Source organism: Streptomyces fractus (assembly GCF_049844455.1).
GTDB lineage: Bacteria > Actinomycetota > Actinomycetes > Streptomycetales > Streptomycetaceae > Streptomyces > Streptomyces fractus.
The window spans coordinates 3,803,038-3,823,151 of the sequence record NZ_JBMYHI010000002.1 but is presented as its reverse complement, the minus strand read 5'-3'; the positions used below and the strand labels follow the sequence as shown (position 1 = coordinate 3,823,151).

Here is a 20,114-nt window from a genome sequence, read left to right as displayed (position 1 = left end):
GTGCGGGAGGATCGGTTCCGCGTTCGTCAGTCCAGGGTTCTCGTCGGTGCCGGGATCAGGCCCGGGCGGGCCTTCAGGGCCTCCGTGCAGGTGTACTCGCGGGGCGCGGTGGCGTCCGGGCCGCCGAGGATCACGTGGTCGTCGCCCTCCGCCGTGGCCTCGCTGTTGGCGAGCGTGCAGATGACCTGGGCCAGCGCGTAGGGCGACAGGTCGTCCGGCGGGGCGCTCAGGCGCAGCGCGTCCGCGGGGTCGCCCTCGCGCGGGCCCGAGACCTTGAGGCCGGAGCGGACGTCCGTCGTGTAGCCCGCCCTCTTCTCCTCGCCGGAGGGAGCCGTCGCCAGCTGCGCCAGGAGCTCCCGGGCCACCACGACCCGGTCGGACGACTGGCCGCGCTCCAGCGTGATGGTCCGGTCGACGGTGACCAGCTGCGACGTACAGACCAGATAGACCTGCACCGGGAACTCGCCGCCCGCCTGCGTCCCCACCTTGTCCGAGCCCGACAGGGAGCAGCCCACGCGCGTGGGCGCGGCGCCGAAGTCGGTCGGCACCTCCGTGGGACGGATCCCGCACCCGGCGAGCAGCACCGACGCGAGGCCGATGAGCACCCAGGGGCGTACGCGTCGCGTCACTTCGCGGCACCGCCTTCCCGCGCTTCTTCGGCGTCCTCTTCCGCGGGCGTCAGGGGATCCGTGTCCCGCGGCAGGTACAGCGTGAACACGGCTCCGCCTTCGGGGGAGTTGGCGGCGCCGATCCGGCCGCCGTGGATACGGGCGTTCTCCATGGCGATGGACAGGCCGAGGCCGCTGCCCTCCGAGCGGGGCCGCGAGGCGCTCGCCTTGAAGAACCGGTCGAAGACGTGCGGCAGGACGTCCTCGGGGATGCCCGGGCCGTGGTCGCGTACGGAGATGACGACCTCGGAGCCCTCGCCGTCGCGCCCGTGGGGTTCCACCCGTACCGAGACGCGCACGGGGGACCCGCCGTGCTTGAGCGCGTTGCCGATCAGGTTCGCGAGGATCACGTCGAGGCGGCGCGGGTCGAGGCGGGCCGTGATGCCGCGCTCCGCGTCGAGTTCGACGGCGTCCAGCCAGGCGCGGGCGTCGATGCAGGCGGTGATCTGGTCGGCGAGGTCCACGTCGTCGAGGACGAGCTTGGCGCTGCCCGCGTCGAAGCGGGTGACCTCCATGAGGTTCTCCACCAGGTCGTTCAGGCGCCGGGTCTCGCTGACCACGAGACGTACGGCCGGTTCGATCATCGGGTCGACCGAGCCGGTCTCGGCGTCGAGTTCCTCCTCCAGGACCTCCGTCACCGCGGTGATCGCGGTCAGCGGCGTGCGCAGCTCGTGCGACATGTCGGCGACGAAGCGGCGCGAGGACTCGTCGCGGGAGCTCATGTCCGCGACCTTCTTCTCCAGGTTCTCCGCCGTCTTGTTGAACGTACGGGACAGCTCGGCGAGTTCGTCCGTGCCGGAGACGCGCAGACGCGTGTCGAGCTTGCCCTCGCCGAGGCGGCGCGCGGCGACCCCCAGGCGGTGCACGGGCTTCAGCACCGTCGTCGCGGCAGCCTGCGCGAGCAGCGCGGAGCCGACGAGGGCGAGCGCGGTGGCGATGCCGAGCGACCAGGCGAGCGAGCTGAGGTCCTTGGCCTCCGGCTCAAGGGACTTGAGCATGTAGCCGGTCGGCCCGTCGTCCACGGTGGCGCCGCCGACCAGGTACGGGGTGTCGTCCTGCGTGACGCGCTGCCAGTACAGGTGGTACGCGTGCTTGTTGCCGCCGTTGATCGGCTGCTTCTCGGTCACCGCGTCCTGAAGCGACTTCGGCACATCGGCGACGGTGAAGGCGTCCAGGTCCGAATTGCCCACCACCGGGCGGCCGTTCTCGTCCTTCGCCATGAGCAGCACGCTGAAGTGCTGGCTGCTGCCCGCCATCAGGTTCGCCGCGTGCTGCAACTCGCCCTGTGTGGGCTGCTTGGGCAGCGCCGCCGCCCGGTTCTGCATCTCCTGCTTGAAGTCGCTGAGCGCCGAGTCCTGCGTGCGCGTGAGCACGGCCTCGCGATTGAGCCAGTACGCGATCCCCGACGCGGACACCGCCGCCGTCAGGGCCACGAGCGCGAACACGACGACCAGGCGCAGCCGCAGGCTGGTGAAGCGCAGGCCGGCGAGCAGTGTCTTCTTGGCCGCGGCCGCGCCCCGGAGCTTGTCGTGCGGTTTCGTCACTGAGGCGTGTCCAGCCGGTAGCCCACCCCGCGCACCGTACGGATCAGGGTCGGCGACGACGGCACGTCCTCGACCTTCGCGCGAAGGCGCTGCACGCACGCGTCGACGAGCCGCGAGTCACCGAGGTAGTCGTGCTCCCACACCAGGCGCAGCAACTGCTGCCGGGACAGGGCCTGTCCGGGCCGCCGGCTCAGCTCGAGCAGCAAGCGCAGCTCGGTGGGCGTCAGTTGCAGATCCTCGCCGTTCTTCGTCACCGTCATCGCGGCACGGTCGATCACCAACGAGCCGAACGAAGCGGCATCGTTGGCCTCCCGCTCGCCGCGCCGCAGCACCGCGCGGATCCGCGCGTCGAGCACGCGCCCCTGCACCGGCTTCACGACGTAGTCGTCGGCACCGGACTCGAGGCCCACCACGACGTCGATGTCGTCGCTGCGCGCGGTCAGCAGGATGATCGGCAGTTGGTCGGTGCGCCGGATGCGCCGGCACACCTCGAAACCGTCGATGCCGGGCAGCATCACATCGAGGACGATCAGATCGGGCCGCTGCTCGCGCAGCAGCTTCAGACCGTCCTCTCCGGTGGCAGCGGTGGCGACCCGATGGCCCTGGCGCGTAAGTGACAGCTCCAGGGCCGTACGGATGGCGTCGTCGTCCTCGATCAGCAACAGGGAAGGCACAGGCGCCATTCTGGCCCATCAGGGGCCTTCAGTTCGACCGAGTGTGCCCTTCAGGTGCGGGGAAGGGGCCCGGGGAAGGTCCGGCCACGGCCGGGCGGGGCCGCTTCCTCCACACCTGCTCCCCAATGCGGGAGCCGCTGTGACAGGCCTGTGACAGTTGACGGACACCGTCATGAACTCGGCCCGGCAAGCTTTTGGTCATCGCGAAGAACGACCGCGACGACGACGCAGAAGTATTCGGTACTCCACGACGGGGGGCGCGAGATGAACACGCTGCACAGCACCACCTCAAGCGCGGTTGTCACGCGTCTGCACGACTTGGGCCGAGTGGCTTCGGAGCGTCCCGGTGCCGTGACCGGGCGGGGGTGCGCTCGCGGCACCGGGCGTCAGCACACCGGGCTCATGACGGTGGTTGACACGCGGGAGGCGGTGGCTGACCGTGGCCATGGGGATGGCCAAGGGGAAGCCACGTACAGGGGGGACTCGGGGGAACGGCGCGGGACGTCCTTGTCGGAGGCCGAGTTCACGGCCTACGTCCAGGAGCGCCGCGCCTCCCTGTACGCCACCGCCTACCACCTGACCGGTGACCGGTTCGAGGCCGAGGACCTGCTCCAGAGCGCGCTGTTCTCGACGTACCGGGCCTGGGACCGGATCAGCGACAAGGCGGCCGTGGGCGGCTACCTGCGCCGCACCATGACGAACCTGCACATCAGCGCGTGGCGCCGCCGCAAGCTGAACGAATACCCGACCGAGGAGCTGCCGGAGACGGCGAACGACACGGACGCCATGCGCGGCACGGAGCTGCGCGCGGTGCTGTGGCAGGCGCTGGCCCGGCTGCCCGAACTCCAGCGCACCATGCTGGTCCTGCGGTACTACGAGGGCCGCACGGACCCGGAGATCGCGGAGATCCTCGACATCAGCGTGGGAACGGTGAAGTCCAGCATCTGGCGCTCGCTGCGGCGACTGCGCGAGGACGAGGTGCTGAGCTTCGGCCGTGACCAGGAGGAGTCCTTCGGCGAGCTCGTCGCCTGAAGGCCGAGGGGGGAACGGGGCCTGTTCGGGGGAGCGGGTCTCGGCACGGGGGAGCAGTAGGGGGGTACGGGGGAAGCGAGCGGGACCGGAAGGCCGGGGGGTCTTTCTGGTCCCGTTCCGCGTATCAAGCCCCTGCGGCGTTTGAGCAGCGGGGTCCGGGGCGGAGCCCCGAGACGTCGACACCGTTGCGGGCCGAAGCTACGCGGCGCGTGCCTTTACGCAACGCCCCGCCGCGGCAGCGGCCACGCGGCCAAGCGCCTGCTCCTTGCCGCACGCGTGCGCGCCGAGGGCCACCTGCCGGGCCACGATGGACCGCTCCGTCCGCATCAGCCGCCAGCCGCGCCGCAGCAGGAACGGCACCGACTTGCGGCCCTCCTTGAGGTCGCGAAGGAGCCGGCGGCGGAACGTCGTCGAGGGGCGGCCGCGCAGGCACAGCGCGTCGGCGAGCACCCCCACCTCCCGGCAGCGCTCCACGATGTCCGCCGCGAAGATGCCCTCCGCGATGAACAGCGGCGTGCGCTCGATGTCCAGCGTCTCCTCGCCCACCCGCGAGCTGGAGGAGATGTCGTAGACGGGAACGCTCGTGCGGCCCTTCGCGCACAGCGCCACGATCGCGGCGACCGCGACGTCGGCGTCCCAGGACAGCGGTGAGTCCCAGTCGATGTCCGAAGTGCCCTGCACCAGCGGCAGCGTGGGGTCCCCGGCCTCTTTGTAGAAGTCGTCGAGGCACAGGACGGGCAGCCCGGAGCGGGCCGCGAAGGACGACTTGCCGGAGCCCGAGGGGCCGCAGAGCAGGACGACCCGCGTCGGTATCGGAGGATGCGAACTCACGAGACACCAGTGTGAGGCATGGCGACCGCGCCGCCTCCCCGCGTGGTGCCGTTGTGGCACGCACCACGCCAACTACCCTGTGTACCCACATGATTACGCAGACGAAAGGTTTCGGGCGGAACACCATGGCACGACACGCAGACCACAAGTCCTCCGTGCGGCGCACCCTGATGCGCGTCGGACTCACCGTGACCGCGGCAGGCGCGGTCGTCGTCGCGGGTGGTGCCGCCGCGAGCGCGGCGCCGATCCCGCTGCCGCAGACGGCGACCGGCGACTCCAACGTCGACGCGGCGGCCGGTGGCGTCTCGACGGCGCTCGACTCGGCCACGTCGCACGGCCTCGGCACGCTGAAGAAGCTGCCCCTGGACCCGCTGGCCGGGACCGGCGTCGACCCGCTGGACAACTCGATCGGTACGCAGGTCGCCGACTTCATGCCGGTCAGCACGGCCGCGGTCACCGGTCCGGTGACGTCGGGGGCGTCGCTGGAGGAACTGCCCGTGGTGGGGCCCGCGACGAGCGTGCTGCCGGGCTGACCGCCACGGCCGCCCGGGACGCTCCCTCCCGGAGCGTGACAGCGGCCCCGGCTCCTCCTGGACGGCGGAGGAGCCGGGGCCGCTGCCTGCCCGGGCGGTGACGTTCCTAGTACGAGGACCCGGACGCGCCCAGCGAACCCGTCGGGTGCCAGACCGTCTTGGTCTCCAGGAAGTACGTCAGGCGGTCCGTGCCCGGGTCCGCCGTGAAGTCCTCCACAGGCTGTGGACGACGTACGCGCTTCAGGTTGTCGGCGGCGGCGATCTCGAGCTGCTTCGCCAACTCGGCGTCGGCGCCCGTCAGATCGATGCCGTTCACGTCCTGGTGCGCGGCGAGCGACGGCGCGATCTCCGCCGCCTTGCCGGACAGGACGTTCACGACGCCGCCGGGCACGTCCGAGGTCGCGAGCACCTCGCCCAGCGAGAGCGCCGGGAGCGGCGACTTCTCGCCGGCGATCACGACGACCGTGTTGCCGCTCGCGATGACCGGGGCGATCACCGAGACCAGGCCGAGGAACGACGAGTCCTGCGGCGCGACGACCGCGACGACGCCGGTCGGCTCGGGCGTGGAGAGATTGAAGAACGGCCCGGCCACGGGGTTCGCGCCGCCGACGACCTGGCCGATCTTGTCGGTCCAGCCCGCGTACCAGACCCAGCGGTCGATCGCGGCGTCCACCACGGCGGCCGCCTTCGACTTGCCGATGCCCTCCGCCTCGGAGACCTCGCGCACGAACTGCTCGCGCCGGCCCTCCAGCATCTCGGCGACGCGGTACAGAACCTGGCCGCGGTTGTACGCCGTCGCGCTCTGCCAGCCGCCGAAGGCCTTGCGGGCGGCGACCACGGCGTCACGGGCGTCCTTGCGGGAGGACAGCGGTGCGTTGGCCAGCCACTCGCCGCTCTTGCCATCGGTCACTTCGTACACCCGGCCGCTCTCGGAACGCGGGAACTTCCCGCCCACGTACAGCTTGTAGGTCTTGAAGACGGTCAGTCGCTCAGACATCGAGATAGGCCTCCAGACCGTGACGGCCACCCTCGCGGCCGAAGCCCGACTCCTTGTAGCCGCCGAAGGGCGAGGTCGGGTCGAACTTGTTGAACGTGTTGGCCCAGACGACCCCGGCGCGGAGCTTGTTCGCGACCGCCAGGATGCGCGAGCCCTTCTCCGTCCAGATGCCCGCCGACAGGCCGTACTGCGAGTTGTTGGCCTTGGCGACGGCCTCGTCCGGCGTACGGAAGGTGAGCACGGACAGGACCGGGCCGAAGATCTCGTCGCGGGCGACGGTGTGCGCCTGCGTGACGTTCGTGAAGAGCGTCGGCGCGAACCAGTAGCCGGAGGACGGGAGTTCACAGGGAGCCGACCAGCGCTCGGCGCCCTCGGCCTCGCCCCGCTCGGTGAGCGCGGTGATCCGGGCCAGCTGTTCGGCGGAGTTGATGGCGCCGATGTCGGTGTTCTTGTCCAGCGGGTCGCCGAGGCGGAGGGTCGTCAGGCGCCGCTTCAGAGAGTCGAGCAACTCGTCCTGGATCGACTCCTGGACGAGGAGGCGGCTGCCCGCGCAGCAGACCTGGCCCTGGTTGAAGAAGATGCCGGTGACGACGCCCTCGACGGCCTGGTCGATCGGGGCGTCGTCGAAGACGATGTTCGCGCCCTTGCCGCCGAGTTCGAGCGTCAGCTTCTTGTCCGTGCCGGCGACGGTGCGGGCGATCTCCTTGCCGACGGCCGTCGAGCCGGTGAAGGCGACCTTGTTCACGTCGGGGTGGGCGACGAGCGCCGCGCCCGAATCGCCGTACCCGGGAAGGATGTTGACGACGCCCTTCGGCAGGCCCGCCTGGCGGCAGATGTCCGCGAAGAAGAGCGCGGACAGCGGGGTGGTCTCGGCGGGCTTCAGCACGACGGTGTTGCCCGTCGCGAGCGCCGGGGCGATCTTCCACGCCAGCATCAGGAGCGGGAAGTTCCAGGGGATGACCTGGCCGGCGACGCCCAGCGGCTTCGGCGCGGGACCGAATCCGGCATGGTCGAGCTTGTCCGCCCAGCCCGCGTAGTAGAAGAAGTGCGCGGCCACGAGGGGGAGGTCGGCGTCCCTCGTCTCCTTGATCGGCTTGCCGTTGTCGAGCGTCTCCAGGACCGCGAGTTCGCGGCTGCGCTCCTGGATGATGCGGGCGATACGGAAGAGGTACTTGCCGCGCTCGGCGCCCGGCAGCGCGGACCACTTCTCGAACGCCTTGCGGGCGGCCTTCACGGCGCGCTCGACATCGGCCTCACCGGCCTGCGCGACCTCGGAGAGGACCTCCTCGGTCGACGGCGAGACGGTCTTGAAGACCTTGCCGTCGGCGGCCTCGGTGAACTCGCCGTCGATGAACAGCCCGTAGGAGGGCGCGATGTCGACGACGGACCGCGACTCGGGCGCGGGCGCGTACTCGAACACAGATGTCTGCTTTTCCGTAGTCATGGTGTCTCAGTCCACCGTCACGTAGTCGGGACCGGAGTAGCGGCCTGTCGCCAGCTTCTGACGCTGCATCAGCAGGTCGTTCAGGAGGCTGGAGGCGCCGAAGCGGAACCAGTGGTTGTCGAGCCAGTCCTCGCCCGCGGTCTCGTTCACGATGACCAGGAACTTGACGGCGTCCTTGGAGGTGCGGATGCCGCCCGCGGGCTTCACGCCGACCTGTACCCCGGTGGCGGCGCGGAAGTCGCGTACGGCTTCGAGCATGAGGAGGGTGTTGGCCGGCGTCGCGTTGACCCCCACCTTGCCCGTGGAGGTCTTGATGAAGTCGGCCCCGGCCAGCATGCCGATCCAGCTCGCGCGCCGGATGTTGTCGTACGTCGAGAGCTCACCGGTCTCGAAGATGACCTTGAGCCGGGCGGCGCCGGAGGCCTCCTTCACCGCGCGGATCTCGTCGTGGACCTTCATGTAGTCGCCCGCGAGGAAGGCGCCGCGATCGATGACCATGTCGATCTCGTCGGCCCCCGCGGCCACGGCCTCCCGTACGTCCCCGAGCTTGACCTCGAGGGCGGCGCGGCCCGCCGGGAAGGCGGTCGCGACGGACGCGACCTTGACGTCCGTGCCGGCGACGGCGGCCTTCGCGGTGGCCACCATGTCGGGATAGACGCAGAGCGCCGCCGTGCGCGGGGTGCCGCGGTCGGTCGGGTCCGGGTTGATCGCCTTCGCGCCGAGGGCCCGGACCTTGCCCGGGGTGTCGGCGCCTTCCAGGGTCGTCAGGTCGATCATCGAGATGGCCAGGTCGATGGCGTACGCCTTCGCCGTGGTCTTGATGGAACGGGTCCCGAGCGAAGCGGCGCGCGCCTCCAGGCCGACCGCGTCGACGCCGGGCAACCCGTGCAGGAAGCGGCGCAGCGTGCTGTCGGACGCGGTGACGTCGCTGAGAGCGGGTGCGGGTGCAGAACTGGGCATGGTCACGAGGGGAGCATATCTACGCGCGTAGCGGCTTGTACAGGTCGGGGTTTACGGTTCGGGGCGACGTGGTTGCGGTCGCGGGGCTCTGCCCCGGGCCCCGCTGCTCAATCGCCGCAGGGGCTTATATGGCCCAGCTGCTTGATACGGGTCTTGACGGGTCGGGCACAATCGAGCCATGACGAGCAGCCAGACCACGCCTCCGCAGGTACGGGACCGCATCTATCGGTCACCCGCCGGTATCGCCGGCGGTGTCGTGCTGATTCTGATCGGGGCCTGGCTGGGGATCGACGCGGTGGTCAACGGGATCGGGGGCACGCCCTGGACGGCGCTCGCCGCGCTCCTGTTCGTGGTGCCGCTCGTCGTCGCGTTCACCATCAGGCCGGCCGTCTTCGCGAACGCGGAGCAGCTGCGCGTGCGCAACCCGTTCCGTGACATCACGCTGCCGTGGGCCGCGGTCGCGGGCCTCAAGTCCGGGTACTCGAACGAGATCGTCGACCAGGCCGGCACCAAGTACCAGCTCTGGTCCATCCCGGTGTCGCTGCGCGGCCGGCGCAAGGCGCAGCGCCAGCAGATGCGCGCCACCACCAAGGGCGGTCGCACGGCCACCGGGGCCAGCGGTCTGCCGGTGACGGAGCAGCGGGCGACCGGCGACCAGGCGATGGACGAACTGCGCGAACTGCACGAGGCACACGCCGCGGCCGAGACCACTCAGGGCACGGTCAAGGTCCGCTGGGCGTACGAGATCATCGCCCCGGCGCTGGCGGGCGCGGTACTCCTCGCGGTCCTCATGACGCTGGGCTAGCGCGGCAGGTATATATCGAGCCCCTGCAGGGGGTCCCCCCGGACGGAGTCTGGGGGAGATTGAGCAGCGGGATCCGGGGCGGAGCCCCGAGTCCGCAACGCCGGGGCGGCGTCAGATACCCGCCGCAACCGCCAGATCCCGCTTGATCGCCGCGAGGCGCTCCGCCGCGGTGACCCGGGCCGCGGGCAGGGCGAACCGCTCCGCCACCGGCACCACGACCTCCAGGTAACACTTCAACTTCGGCTCCGTCCCCGACGGCCGCACCACGACCCGCGCCCCATCGAGGACGTACCGCAGCCCGTCCGTGGGCGGCAGCCCGCCCGCCCCCTCGGAGAGGTCGTCGGCGCGGCTGACCGCGAGCCCCGCCAGCTCGACCGGCGGAGCCTCCCGCAGCCGGCGCATCGCGTCCGCGATGACCGACAGGTCCTCGACCCGCACGCTCAACTGGTCCGTGGCGTGCAGCCCGTGCGCGAGCGCCAGGTCGTCGAGCGCGTCGAGGAGCGTGCGGCCCTGCTCCTTCAGCTCGCTCGCCAGCTCGGTCACGAGCAGCGCGGCCGTGATGCCGTCCTTGTCGCGTACGCCCTCGGGGTCGACGCAGTAGCCGAGCGCCTCCTCGTAGCCGTAACGCAGGCCCTCGACGCGGGCGATCCACTTGAAGCCGGTCAGCGTCTCCTCGTAGGGGAGCCCCGCAGCCTCGGCGATCCGGCCGAGCAGCGAGGACGACACGATCGACTCGGCGAGGACCGTGGCGTCGCCGCTCACGCCCCGCTTCACCAGGTGCGCCGCGAGGAGCGCGCCCACCTCGTCGCCGCGCAGCATCCGCCACTCGCCGCCCTCGGGCACGGCGACGGCGCAGCGGTCCGCGTCCGGGTCGTTGGCGATGATCAGGTCGGGGGTCGCGGACTGCGCGCGGGCCGTCGCGAAGGACAGGTCCATCGCCCCCGGCTCCTCCGGGTTCGGGAACGTGACCGTGGGGAAGTCCGGGTCGGGCTCGGCCTGTTCGGGCACGAGCACCGGCTCGGGGAAGCCCGCGCGGGCGAAGGCGGCGAGGAGCGTGTCCTTGCCGACGCCGTGCATCGCCGTGTAGACGGCGCGGGCGCCGCGGGGCGACCCGGGCGCGAGGACCGCGTCCGTACGCGCCAGGTACGCCTCCAGGACGTCCTCACCGAGCGTCTCCCAGCCCGACTCCGCACGCGGCACGTCGTCCAGCGACGCCACCGCGTCGATCTCGGCCGCGATCTCCGCGTCGGCCGGCGGCACGATCTGCGAGCCGTCGCCGAGATACACCTTGTAGCCGTTGTCCCGCGGCGGGTTGTGCGAGGCCGTGACCTCGACGCCCGCGACCGCGCCCAGGTGCCGTATGGCGAAGGCGAGCACGGGGGTGGGCAGCGGGCGGGGGAGTACCGCGGCGCGCAGCCCGGCGCCCACCATGACCGCCGCCGTGTCGCGCGCGAAGTCCGCCGACTTGTGCCGCGCGTCGTAGCCGATGACGACCACTCCGTCCGTCTGCCCCTTGGCCTTCAGGTACGCCGCCAGGCCCGCGGCCGCGCGGATGACCACCGCGCGGTTCATCCGCATCGGGCCCGCGCCCAGCTCACCGCGCAGCCCGGCCGTGCCGAACTGGAGCCTCCCGGCGAAACGCTCGCCGATCGACTCCAGATCCCCGGCCTCGATGAGCTTGGCCAGCTCCTCGCGGGTCTCCGCGTCGGGGTCCTCCGCCAGCCAGGTCTTCGCCCGGTCGAGCAGTTCGCTGCCAGATACGGTCACGGTTCGCATTCCTTACGGGGAGTTCTTGGCCTACCGCAACCCCGTTGCGGACCCGCGCCTGGAAGGGCGGGGCCCAGGGGCTTGCATGGATCAGATCTTCGCGAGGACCTTGGTCAGCAGGTCGCCCATGGCGGAGGCCGAGTCGCGGCCCGCCTGGAGGACCTCTTCGTGGTTGAGCGGCTCGCCGGACAGGCCCGCCGCCAGGTTCGTCACCAGGGAGATGCCGAGCACCTCGGCGCCCGCCTCACGGGCCGCGATGGCCTCCAGGGTGGTGGACATGCCGACCAGGTCGGCGCCGAGGACGCCGGCCATCCGGACCTCGGCGGGGGTCTCGTAGTGCGGGCCCGTGAACTGGGCGTACACGCCCTCTTCCAGGCTCGGGTCGATCTCCTTGCACAGCGCGCGCAGGCGCGGCGAGTACAGGTCGGTGAGGTCGACGAAGTTCGCGCCGACGATCGGCGAGGCCGCCGTCAGGTTGATGTGGTCGGAGATGAGCACCGGCTGGCCGGGGCGCATGCCCTGGCGCAGACCGCCACAGCCGTTGGTGAGCACGACGGTCTTGCAGCCCGCCGCGGCGGCCGTGCGCACACCGTGCGCGACGGCGGCGACGCCGCGGCCCTCGTAGAAGTGCGTGCGGCCCAGGTAGACCAGGGCGCGCTTCCCGCCGACCTGGTACGAGCGGACCGTGCCGCCGTGGCCCGCCACCGCGGCGCCGGTGAAGCCGGGCAGCTCGGTGAAGGGGAACTCGGCGGCGGGCTCGCCCAGCGCCTCGGCGGCGGGCGCCCAGCCGGAGCCCATCACGAGGGCGACGTCGTGGGTCTCGGCGCCCGTCAGCTCGCGCAGGCGCGCGGCGGCGGCGTCGGCGGCGGCGTAGGGATCGCCCTTGAGGTTGTCCGGAGTAAGAGAAGCGTTCACGCCGACGAGGGTAGCCTGTCGCTGCCTACGCGCGTAGATGTCGGAGGTCACGTCCTTGTGATCGTTGCTTTGTCGTTTCCGACGAACGGGGCGGACGCGAAGCGTTTCGGCGCGCCGTCCTCAGCAGGGCCGCTTGCGCAGCTCCATCGCGTAGTCGTGCGGCGCGCCCGCCGACTCGGCCGCGTCGGCGATCTCGCCCAGGTACCGCGCCGAGGGGAGGCCGCCCTCGTAACCGTTCAGTACATAGAGCCACGCGGGCTCCTCGCCCTCCAGGGTGTCCACGCGCACCCGCATCCGCCGGTAGATGTCGAGGCCGACACCCTCCCAGCGGTCCATCGACTCCTCGTCCATCGGGGCGATGTCGTACAGCGCGACGAAGACCTGTGAACGCGGCGCCTCGACGATGGTGGCGAGTGCGCCCTCCCAGCCCATGTGCTCGCCCCCGAACGTGAGCCGCCAGCCGTTCAGCCAGCCGGTCGCGCGCAACGGCGAGTGCGGAGCGCGGCGCGTCATGAGCCGCGCGTCGAGATTGCCGGCGTACGCGGCGTAGAGCGACATGGGACCGAGCGTACGTCAGACGGACCACGTGTCCCGCGAGTAACCGCAGCACCCCTCTTAAGAGGGGATACGCGTTCTTCAGGGCCGGACGGGGGCCCCGGCTCGGTGCGGGCTTGAAGGGTGCGGGACAATGGGGCATGTGACTCGGATCGTGATCATCGGTGGCGGACCTGGCGGATACGAGGCGGCGTTGGTGGCCGCGTCTCTCGGCGCGGAGGTGACCGTCGTCGATTGCGACGGCCTCGGCGGGGCGTCGGTGCTGACCGACTGCGTGCCGTCGAAGACCTTGATCGCCACGGCCGAGGTGATGACCACCTTCGACTCTTCTTATGAAGAGCTCGGCATCATCGTCGAGGACGACACCCCCGATCCGGACAGCCCGGCCCGCGTCGTCGGCGTGGACCTCGGCAAGGTCAACCGCCGTGTGAAGCGCCTCGCGCTCGCCCAGTCCCACGACATCACCGCTTCCGTCACGCGTGCGGGCGCGCGCGTGCTGCGCGGCAAGGGCCGCCTCGACGGCCAGCAGGCGCTCGACGGCTCCCGCAAGGTGATCGTCACCGCGGCCGACGGCAGCGAGGAGACCCTCGTCGCCGACGCCGTGCTCCTGTGCACCGGCGGCCACCCGCGCGAGCTGGCCGACGCCCAGCCCGACGGCGAGCGGATTCTCAACTGGACGCAGGTGTACGACCTGGACGAGCTCCCCGAGGAGCTCATCGTGGTCGGTTCCGGTGTCACCGGCGCCGAGTTCGCGGGTGCCTACAAGGCGCTCGGCTCCAAGGTCACCCTCGTCTCCTCCCGCGACCGCGTGCTGCCCGGCGAGGACCCGGACGCCGCCGCCGTCCTGGAGGACGTGTTCCGGCGCCGCGGCATGAACGTCATGGCGCGCTCCCGCGCCGCCTCCGCCAAGCGCGTCGGCGACCGCGTCGAGGTCACGCTCTCCGACGGCCGGGTCATCTCCGGTACGCACTGCCTGATGGCGGTCGGCGCCGTCCCCAACAGCGAGGGGCTCGGCCTGGAGGAAGCGGGCGTCAGGGTCAAGGAGTCGGGCCACATCTGGACCGACAAGGTCAGCCGCACCACCGCTCCCGGCGTCTACGCGGCCGGTGACGTGACCGGGGTCTTCGCCCTCGCGTCGGTCGCCGCCATGCAGGGCCGCATCGCGATGTACCACTTCCTGGGCGACGCGGTCACTCCGCTGAACCTCAAGACGGTCTCGTCGAACGTCTTCACCGACCCTGAGATCGCGACCGTCGGCTACACGCAGGCCGATGTCGACTCGGGCAAGATCGACGCCCGCGCCGTCAAGCTGCCGCTGCTGCGCAACCCGCGCGCGAAGATGCAGGGCATCCGGGACGGCTTCGTCAAGATCTTCTGTCGTCCGGGCACGGGCATCGTGGTCGGCGGAGTGGTCGTCGCGCCGCGCGCTTCGGAACTGATCCACCCCATCTCGATCGCGGTCGACAACAATCTGACGGTCGAGCAGATCGCGAACACGTTCACCGTGTACCCCTCGCTGTCGGGTTCGATCGCCGAAGTGGCGCGGCAGCTGCACACGCGGAAGACCGCAGAAGAGGGCTGACGGTGGTCAACGGGCCGCAGGTCACGGTGAGTTGCGGCCCATGCGGGGGGCATAGGCGCGATGTATAGGCACCCCGTCACGCCTATACCACTTCCACCCTTCTTGTGCGAACAGAATCTGTAAATCGGCGCAAACTGCTGAAAGCAGACGGTCGTTGGGGTTACTGTCAGTTTCGTGTTCGCTGCAGAACGTCGTCAATTGATCCTCGAAATGGTGCGAGCCAACGGAGCGGTTTCGCTCCGTGAGCTCGCCCGCGTCGTCCAGACCTCTGAAGTGACCGTACGGCGGGACGTGCGCGCACTGGAGGCAGAAGGACTCCTCGACCGCCGGCACGGCGGTGCGGTATTGCCGGGCGGATTCACGCGGGAATCCGGCTTTCCGCAGAAATCACATCTCGCGACCGCAGAGAAGACGGCCATCGCCGATCTCGCCGCGGGTCTCGTCGAAGAGGGCGAGGCCATCGTGGTGGGCGCGGGGACGACCACGCAGGAGCTGGCCCGCCGGCTCGCGCGTGTGCCGGGCCTGACCGTGGTCACCAACTCCCTCCTGGTGGCACAGGCACTCGCCCATGCCAACAGGGTCGAGGTCGTCATGACCGGTGGCACGCTGCGGGGTTCCAACTACGCGCTGGTGGGCAGCGGGGCGGAGCAGTCCCTCCAGGGGCTGAGAGTGTCGCGCGCCTTCCTGTCCGGCAGTGGTCTGACCGCCGAGCGCGGGCTCTCCACGTCCAACATGCTGTCGGCGTCCGTGGACCGGGCGCTCGTGCAGGCCGCGTCCGAGGTCGTCGTGCTCGCGGATCACTCCAAGCTCGGTACGGACACCATGTTCCAGACCGTGCCGACCGATGTGATCACGCGTCTCGTGACCGACGAGCCGCCGGCGCACGACGACCGGGCGGCGACGGAGCTTCAGGCGCTGGCCGATCAGGGCGTGCAGGTCGCTGTCGCGGGGGCCGGGGCGGAGGACCCTACCGGGGGCGGTGAGGCCGTCCCGGCGCGTCAGCAGCGTCGGGATGTGCCCTTGCCGGGGCAGCGGCGTGGTCAACTCCCGGGCGGCCATTCGCTGCGTGCCGCTTCCCTGGATGCCCCGCCCGAGCGGTCGGCCCGGGTGGCCGATTTGCGGCGCCGGTGACGTTTCGCCCATCCGGCGTCGCGCTTCTGGCGCGCTGCCCCAGACCCCGCTGCTCAATCGCCGCAGGGGCTTGATCGTTAAGCCCCTGCGGCGATTGAGCAGCGGGGTCCGGGGCGGAGCCCCGAGGCCGCAACGCCGGTACCGGTCAACAGGCGATCCCGCGCAACGTCAACCGCAGCAGGCGGTCCGCCAACCCCGGGTCCGACGGAGTCTCCTCCGCCGCGAGGGCGATCGCGTTCGTGAGCTGCAGGAGGTCCGCGATGGAGACGTCCTCCCGCACCGCCCCCGCCCGCTGCGCCCGCGAGAGCAACGCCTGGCCCGCCTCCCGCATCGGATCACTGCACCGGGCCAGCGCCGAACTCGCGTCCTGCGACGCCGACATGAGGGCGCGGGACAGCCCCCGGTACTCGCTCGCGTGCGTGATGATCTCGCGCAGCCAGGTCACGAGCGCCGTACACGGCTGCGGAGCGTCGAGCAGCGCCCGGGAGCGGGCGAGCAGATCGCTCACGGCCTCCTCGAAGACCGCGCTCATCAGCGCGTGCCGGTTGGGGAAGTGCCGGTACAGCGTGCCGATGCCGACCCCGGCCGCGCGGGCCACCTCCTCGAGGGACGCGCCCGTGCCGTGCTCGGCGAACGCGAGCCGGGCCTGCGCGAGCAGCCGCTCGTAATTGCGGCGTGCGTCCGCGCGCATACGGCGCGAGCGGTCGTGCTCGGCTGTCGTCATCGGGTCTCCCTGGGCGTGCGCGTGTCTGGTGCGCAGGACTTCAAGGATGCCCGATCGCGGGACCGCGCCGGTGCGGAGGGATCGCTACCGCAGTAGCGTCGACGCGGAGGGCGCATACGCGGGAAGCCCTGGAGCGCGGCATGGACATCAGTGACGCGGGCCGGCGAGGAGTGCGGCAGCTCGTCGGGGAACTCGAAGAGGCCGTGGACGTCGACGAGTTGCGCTCCCGCGCGGTCAGCGGCCTCGCCCGGCTCATCCCGGCCGACGGCGCGCAGTGGTACCACTTCGGCGCGCACGACGGCAGCGTGCGGGCGCTCGCGCTGCCCGCAGAGTCCTTCCACAGCGACCCCGCCGTCATCTACGACCATCCCGTGGACCACCCGCTGACCGGCGCCATGCTGGTGTCCGGGACGGGCGGCGCCTGGCGGGTCAGCGACGCCGCGGCGGACCGCGACTGGCGGCGCACCCACTGCTACAACCTCGACTTCCGCCCCTTCGGGATGCACCGCCACCTCGTCGCCAGCGACCGGGACGAGGCGGGCGTCACGGGGTACGCGCTGCTGCGCGGCGGCAGCGACTTCACCGAGGAGCAGCGGGACCTGCTCGGCTACGCCCAGCCCCACCTCGCGGCAGCCGAACGCCTGTTGGCCGAGCGGCAGCGGATGTACGCGCTGCTCGCCGCCGCGCTCGCGTCCGCCGGGCAGCCGGGGCGTGGCGTCGCCGCCGTGGCCGTGGACGGGGTGGTGCGGGCGCTCGACGCCGTCGCGGCGGAGCTGCTGCCGCGCCTGGACGGCGATCCGCGGATCGGCCTCGGGGCGCCGCCCGGCGCCGGCCGCGCCTTCCGGGCGCACGACATCGACGTACGAGCGGTGGAGTGCGCCGTGCCGGACGTGCCGCGGCTCCTGCTGCTGCGGGACGTCGCGCCGGGCCGCGCCGCCGCCCGCGCCCTCGGCCTGACCGAGCGCGAGCACCGCACCCTGGAGCACATCGACGCCGGCCGTACCCCGGTCGAGGCGGCGCGCGCGATGGGCATCTCGCTGACGACCGTACGAGGTTATGTGGCGTCCCTGCACCGCAAGTTGAACGCCGGCCACACGGCGGCGCTGCTGCGCGCGGGACGCGATGCGGGGCTGTTGGGGGAGTGAGGGGCGCCCCTCAGAATTGACGGATGGCCCGCCCGGGGGGATCCCGCTTGACTGGTGGAGTCCAGTGGCATCCACGGGCATCAGGGGGAACGCCATGACCGCCACACCGTCGTCCGCGCACATACCGGCAGCCGCTCCCGGGGTCGCCGTCGAACGGATCCGCCCGCTGCGGGCCGTCATGGCCGCGGTGCTCGTCCTCGGGCCGCTGTGCTTCATCGTCGCCTCACTCCTGGCTCCGTACGACATGACCGAGGACAAGGTGGCGAACATCGTCGCCGACATCGCCGCCAACGAGGGCCGGGAGAAGGCCGCCGCCTGGGTGTGGCTGGCCCTGGGGATCGGGATGGTCGCCGCGAGCCTGCTGGCCGCCGTGTACGTCATGGCGCGCTCCCCGAAGCTGGGGCTCGCCGGGCTGCTGCTGTTCGGCGGCGGAGCCGTGGCCGCCAACATAGCGCCGTCGTACGACTTCGTGACGCTGGCGGGCCTGGACAAGGGCGTCGGCCAGGTGGACATCGTGAAGATTCTCAAGGGCGGCGACAGCCTGGCCATGCCGGCGGTCGCCGGGGTCTGGTTCATCGCCGGCATCGTCTTCGGCGCGATCGTCCTCGGCATCGGCCTGCTGCGCAGCCACGCGGTGCCGGCCTGGGTGGCATGGGCGCTCATGGCCTCGATGCCGTTGAACGTCGTCGGCTGGATGACGGGCGTCTCGGCCCTCGCGTTCGCGGGGTTCGCGCTGCTGGCCATCGCCTTCGGAATGGTGGGCCTGGACATCGCCCGGCACGGTACGGGCTGGGTGCGCGCCAATCCGTGACCGCGCCGATCCGTGACCGTGACGGCCGACCACGAACGGCCGAGGGCCCGCCGACCAATGGTCGGCGGGCCCTCGGCGTATGACGAGTACTGCGTCAGTCCTTGATCTCGCAGATCGCGGCGCCCGAGGTGAGGGAGGCGCCGATCTCGGCGGACAGGCCCTTGATGGTGCCCGACTTGTGGGCGTTCAGGGGCTGTTCCATCTTCATGGCCTCCAGGACGACGATCAGGTCGCCCTCCTTGACCTCCTGGCCCTCCTCGACCGCGACCTTGACGATCGTGCCCTGCATCGGGGAGGCGAGGGTGTCGCCGGAAGCGGCGGAGCCGGACTTCTTGGCGGCGCGCCGCTTGGGCTTGGCGCCGGCGTTGAGTCCGGTGCGGGCCAGGGACATGCCCATGCCCGCGGGCAGGGAGACCTCCAGGCGCTTGCCGCCGACCTCGACGACGACCGTCTCGCGGCCCGCCTCGTCCTCGTCCTCACCGGCCGCCGGGGCGGCGAACGGCGGGATGTCGTTGACGAACTCGGTCTCGATCCACCGGGTGAAGACGGTGAACGGGTCCTCGCTGCCGGTCAGTTCGGGGGCGAACGCCGGGTCGGTGACCACCTTGCGGTGGAAGGGGATGGCGGTGGCCATGCCCTCGACCTCGAACTCGGCGAGCGCGCGCGAGGCCCGCTGGAGGGCCTCCTTGCGGGTGCGCCCCGTGACGATCAGCTTGGCGAGCAGGGAGTCCCAGGCCGGGCCGATCACGCTGCCGGACTCGACGCCCGCGTCCAGGCGGACACCCGGGCCCGCGGGGCCATCGAACTTGGTGACGGTGCCCGGGGCGGGCAGGAAGCCGCGGCCCGGGTCCTCGCCGTTGATGCGGAACTCGAAGGAGTGGCCGCGCAGTTCGGGGTCGCCGTAGCCGAGCTCCTCGCCGTCGGCGATGCGGAACATCTCGCGGACGAGGTCGATGCCGGCGACCTCCTCGGTGACCGGGTGCTCGACCTGGAGACGGGTGTTGACCTCCAGGAAGGAGATCGTGCCGTCGGCGCCGACGAGGAACTCGACGGTGCCCGCGCCGACGTAGCCGGCCTCCTTGAGGATCGCCTTCGACGACGCGTACAGCTGCTCCAGCTGGGCCTCGGAGAGGAACGGCGCGGGGGCCTCCTCGACGAGCTTCTGGTGGCGGCGCTGCAGCGAGCAGTCACGGGTGGACACGACCACGACGTTGCCGTGCTGGTCGGCCAGGCACTGGGTCTCCACGTGCCGCGGCTTGTCCAGGTAGCGCTCCACGAAGCACTCGCCGCGGCCGAAGGCGGCCACCGCCTCGCGCACCGCGGAGTCGTACAGCTCGGGGACCTCGTCGAGGGTGCGGGCGACCTTCAGGCCGCGACCGCCGCCGCCGAAGGCGGCCTTGATCGCGATCGGCAGGCCGTGCTCCTCGGCGAACGCGACGACCTCGTCGGCGCCCTCCACCGGGTCCGGCGTGCCCGCGACCAGCGGGGCGCCCGCGCGCTGCGCGATGTGCCGGGCCGCGACCTTGTCTCCGAGGTCGCGGATGGCGTGCGGGGGCGGGCCGATCCAGATCAGCCCGGCGTCGAGGACGGCCTGGGCGAACTCGGCGTTCTCCGACAGGAATCCGTAGCCGGGGTGGATGGCGTCCGCGCCGGAGTCCTTCGCGGCCTGGAGCACCTTGGCGATGTCCAGGTAGCTGGTGGCCGGGGTGTCCCCGCCAAGGGCGAAGGCCTCGTCGGCCGCACGGACGTGCAGAGCGTCCCGGTCCGGCTCGGCGTAGACGGCGACGCTCGCGATCCCCGTGTCCCGGCATGCCCGGGCCACGCGGACAGCGATTTCGCCACGGTTGGCGATGAGCACCTTGCGCACGATGGCTCCCTCCTTGCTGTGTCTTCCCGGGGGCATCCCCCGGACCCCCGGCCGTGGTCGCCCGAGCCGGGGCGGTCGGCGGGTCACCGTGAAGCTTGACTCACTGAAACAAGCTGAGTTTAGGGACTG

The 20,114-nt window shown here is 71.4% G+C and carries 19 protein-coding genes; 7 read left to right on the top strand and 12 right to left on the bottom strand.

Annotation, left to right across the window (positions count from 1 at the left end; genetic code table 11):
* Positions 1-26: 26 nt before the first annotated feature.
* The 3 genes from ACP4E5_RS19020 to afsQ1 are packed head-to-tail and all read right to left on the bottom strand — an operon-like array spanning position 27 to position 2,886.
* A complete protein-coding gene (locus ACP4E5_RS19020) occupies positions 27-629 on the bottom strand; it encodes a hypothetical protein (protein WP_425830273.1) in 603 nt (200 codons plus the stop codon).
* Complete coding sequence (locus ACP4E5_RS19015) at positions 626-2,212, bottom strand: ATP-binding protein (protein ID WP_425830271.1); 1,587 nt, start codon at positions 2,210-2,212, stop codon at positions 626-628. The genes ACP4E5_RS19020 and ACP4E5_RS19015 overlap by 4 nt, the downstream gene beginning before the upstream one ends.
* The gene (gene afsQ1 / locus ACP4E5_RS19010) at positions 2,209-2,886 is read right to left on the bottom strand and encodes a two-component system response regulator AfsQ1 (RefSeq protein ID WP_030682803.1); all 678 of its coding nucleotides are present in this window, start codon (positions 2,884-2,886) and stop codon (positions 2,209-2,211) included. The genes ACP4E5_RS19015 and afsQ1 overlap by 4 nt, the downstream gene beginning before the upstream one ends.
* A 264-nt stretch (positions 2,887-3,150) precedes the next feature.
* Here afsQ1 and ACP4E5_RS19005 point away from each other — a divergent pair, with 264 nt between their 5' ends.
* Positions 3,151-3,918, top strand: a complete 768-nt coding sequence (locus ACP4E5_RS19005) for a SigE family RNA polymerase sigma factor (RefSeq protein WP_425830269.1) — start codon at positions 3,151-3,153, stop codon at positions 3,916-3,918.
* Positions 3,919-4,116: 198 nt separating this feature from the next.
* Here ACP4E5_RS19005 and ACP4E5_RS19000 read toward each other — a convergent pair whose 3' ends face one another.
* Entirely contained in the window at positions 4,117-4,749 is a 633-nt protein-coding gene (locus tag ACP4E5_RS19000) for a uridine kinase family protein (protein WP_425830267.1), read from the bottom strand.
* A 125-nt stretch (positions 4,750-4,874) separates the two neighbouring features.
* Between ACP4E5_RS19000 and ACP4E5_RS18995 the strand changes: the two genes are divergently transcribed.
* Entirely contained in the window at positions 4,875-5,282 is a 408-nt protein-coding gene (locus ACP4E5_RS18995; protein ID WP_425830265.1) for a hypothetical protein, read from the top strand.
* A 106-nt stretch (positions 5,283-5,388) separates the two neighbouring features.
* Here ACP4E5_RS18995 and ACP4E5_RS18990 read toward each other — a convergent pair whose 3' ends face one another.
* The 3 genes from ACP4E5_RS18990 to deoC are packed head-to-tail and all read right to left on the bottom strand — an operon-like array spanning position 5,389 to position 8,683.
* Positions 5,389-6,279, bottom strand: coding sequence for an aldehyde dehydrogenase family protein (locus ACP4E5_RS18990; RefSeq protein WP_425830263.1), 891 nt, complete (start codon positions 6,277-6,279; stop codon positions 5,389-5,391).
* A complete protein-coding gene (locus tag ACP4E5_RS18985; RefSeq protein ID WP_425830261.1) occupies positions 6,272-7,723 on the bottom strand; it encodes an aldehyde dehydrogenase family protein in 1,452 nt (483 codons plus the stop codon). The genes ACP4E5_RS18990 and ACP4E5_RS18985 overlap by 8 nt, the downstream gene beginning before the upstream one ends.
* A gap of 6 nt (positions 7,724-7,729) precedes the next feature.
* The gene (deoC, locus tag ACP4E5_RS18980) at positions 7,730-8,683 is read right to left on the bottom strand and encodes a deoxyribose-phosphate aldolase (protein ID WP_425830259.1); all 954 of its coding nucleotides are present in this window, start codon (positions 8,681-8,683) and stop codon (positions 7,730-7,732) included.
* Positions 8,684-8,861: 178 nt separating this feature from the next.
* On the opposite strand from deoC, the gene ACP4E5_RS18975 reads away from it, so the two are divergent.
* Entirely contained in the window at positions 8,862-9,488 is a 627-nt protein-coding gene (locus ACP4E5_RS18975; protein WP_425830257.1) for a PH domain-containing protein, read from the top strand.
* A 111-nt stretch (positions 9,489-9,599) separates the two neighbouring features.
* Here the strand turns inward: ACP4E5_RS18975 and ACP4E5_RS18970 are convergent, their stop codons facing one another.
* From ACP4E5_RS18970 to ACP4E5_RS18960, 3 genes are all read right to left on the bottom strand, one after another.
* On the bottom strand, positions 9,600-11,264 hold the full coding sequence (locus tag ACP4E5_RS18970) for a phospho-sugar mutase (protein WP_425830255.1): 1,665 nt from the start codon (positions 11,262-11,264) through the stop codon (positions 9,600-9,602).
* A gap of 81 nt (positions 11,265-11,345) precedes the next feature.
* Positions 11,346-12,170 carry a purine-nucleoside phosphorylase gene (locus tag ACP4E5_RS18965; RefSeq protein ID WP_425830253.1) on the bottom strand — a complete coding sequence of 275 codons (825 nt, stop codon included), beginning with the start codon at positions 12,168-12,170 and terminating at the stop codon, positions 11,346-11,348.
* 120 nt (positions 12,171-12,290) lie between these two features.
* Entirely contained in the window at positions 12,291-12,728 is a 438-nt protein-coding gene (locus ACP4E5_RS18960; protein ID WP_385764484.1) for a gamma-glutamylcyclotransferase family protein, read from the bottom strand.
* Between the two features lie 130 nt (positions 12,729-12,858).
* On the opposite strand from ACP4E5_RS18960, the gene ACP4E5_RS18955 reads away from it, so the two are divergent.
* Positions 12,859-14,307, top strand: coding sequence for an NAD(P)H-quinone dehydrogenase (locus ACP4E5_RS18955; protein WP_425830251.1), 1,449 nt, complete (start codon positions 12,859-12,861; stop codon positions 14,305-14,307).
* A 174-nt stretch (positions 14,308-14,481) separates the two neighbouring features.
* Complete coding sequence (locus ACP4E5_RS18950; RefSeq protein ID WP_425830249.1) at positions 14,482-15,438, top strand: DeoR/GlpR family DNA-binding transcription regulator; 957 nt, start codon at positions 14,482-14,484, stop codon at positions 15,436-15,438.
* Positions 15,439-15,583: 145 nt separating this feature from the next.
* On the opposite strand, the gene ACP4E5_RS18945 is transcribed toward ACP4E5_RS18950, so the two are convergent.
* Positions 15,584-16,129, bottom strand: coding sequence for a TetR/AcrR family transcriptional regulator (locus ACP4E5_RS18945; protein WP_483030481.1), 546 nt, complete (start codon positions 16,127-16,129; stop codon positions 15,584-15,586).
* 173 nt (positions 16,130-16,302) lie between these two features.
* Here ACP4E5_RS18945 and ACP4E5_RS18940 point away from each other — a divergent pair, with 173 nt between their 5' ends.
* Together ACP4E5_RS18940 and ACP4E5_RS18935 are read left to right on the top strand one after the other, a co-directional pair.
* Positions 16,303-17,307, top strand: coding sequence for a response regulator transcription factor (locus ACP4E5_RS18940; RefSeq protein ID WP_425830245.1), 1,005 nt, complete (start codon positions 16,303-16,305; stop codon positions 17,305-17,307).
* A gap of 94 nt (positions 17,308-17,401) precedes the next feature.
* On the top strand, positions 17,402-18,118 hold the full coding sequence (locus ACP4E5_RS18935; RefSeq protein ID WP_425830243.1) for a hypothetical protein: 717 nt from the start codon (positions 17,402-17,404) through the stop codon (positions 18,116-18,118).
* Positions 18,119-18,212: 94 nt separating this feature from the next.
* Here ACP4E5_RS18935 and ACP4E5_RS18930 read toward each other — a convergent pair whose 3' ends face one another.
* A complete protein-coding gene (locus ACP4E5_RS18930; protein WP_425830241.1) occupies positions 18,213-19,985 on the bottom strand; it encodes an acetyl/propionyl/methylcrotonyl-CoA carboxylase subunit alpha in 1,773 nt (590 codons plus the stop codon).
* Positions 19,986-20,114: the final 129 nt, after the last annotated feature.

What these genes read in the sequence shown, in the direction of transcription:
- ACP4E5_RS19005 (WP_425830269.1), top strand. Translation starts at nt 3,151, where the DNA reads ATGAACACGCTGCACAGCACCACCTCAAGCGCGGTTGTCACGCGTCTG.
- ACP4E5_RS18995 (WP_425830265.1), top strand. Translation starts at nt 4,875, where the DNA reads ATGGCACGACACGCAGACCACAAGTCCTCCGTGCGGCGCACCCTGATG.
- ACP4E5_RS18990 (WP_425830263.1), bottom strand. Translation starts at nt 6,279, where the DNA reads ATGTCTGAGCGACTGACCGTCTTCAAGACCTACAAGCTGTACGTGGGC.
- ACP4E5_RS18985 (WP_425830261.1), bottom strand. Translation starts at nt 7,723, where the DNA reads ATGACTACGGAAAAGCAGACATCTGTGTTCGAGTACGCGCCCGCGCCC.
- deoC (WP_425830259.1), bottom strand. Translation starts at nt 8,683, where the DNA reads ATGCCCAGTTCTGCACCCGCACCCGCTCTCAGCGACGTCACCGCGTCC.
- ACP4E5_RS18975 (WP_425830257.1), top strand. Translation starts at nt 8,862, where the DNA reads ATGACGAGCAGCCAGACCACGCCTCCGCAGGTACGGGACCGCATCTAT.
- ACP4E5_RS18970 (WP_425830255.1), bottom strand. Translation starts at nt 11,264, where the DNA reads ATGCGAACCGTGACCGTATCTGGCAGCGAACTGCTCGACCGGGCGAAG.
- ACP4E5_RS18960 (WP_385764484.1), bottom strand. Translation starts at nt 12,728, where the DNA reads ATGTCGCTCTACGCCGCGTACGCCGGCAATCTCGACGCGCGGCTCATG.
- ACP4E5_RS18955 (WP_425830251.1), top strand. Translation starts at nt 12,859, where the DNA reads ATGGGGCATGTGACTCGGATCGTGATCATCGGTGGCGGACCTGGCGGA.
- ACP4E5_RS18945 (WP_483030481.1), bottom strand. Translation starts at nt 16,129, where the DNA reads ATGCGCGCGGACGCACGCCGCAATTACGAGCGGCTGCTCGCGCAGGCC.
- ACP4E5_RS18940 (WP_425830245.1), top strand. Translation starts at nt 16,303, where the DNA reads ATGGACATCAGTGACGCGGGCCGGCGAGGAGTGCGGCAGCTCGTCGGG.
- ACP4E5_RS18935 (WP_425830243.1), top strand. Translation starts at nt 17,402, where the DNA reads ATGACCGCCACACCGTCGTCCGCGCACATACCGGCAGCCGCTCCCGGG.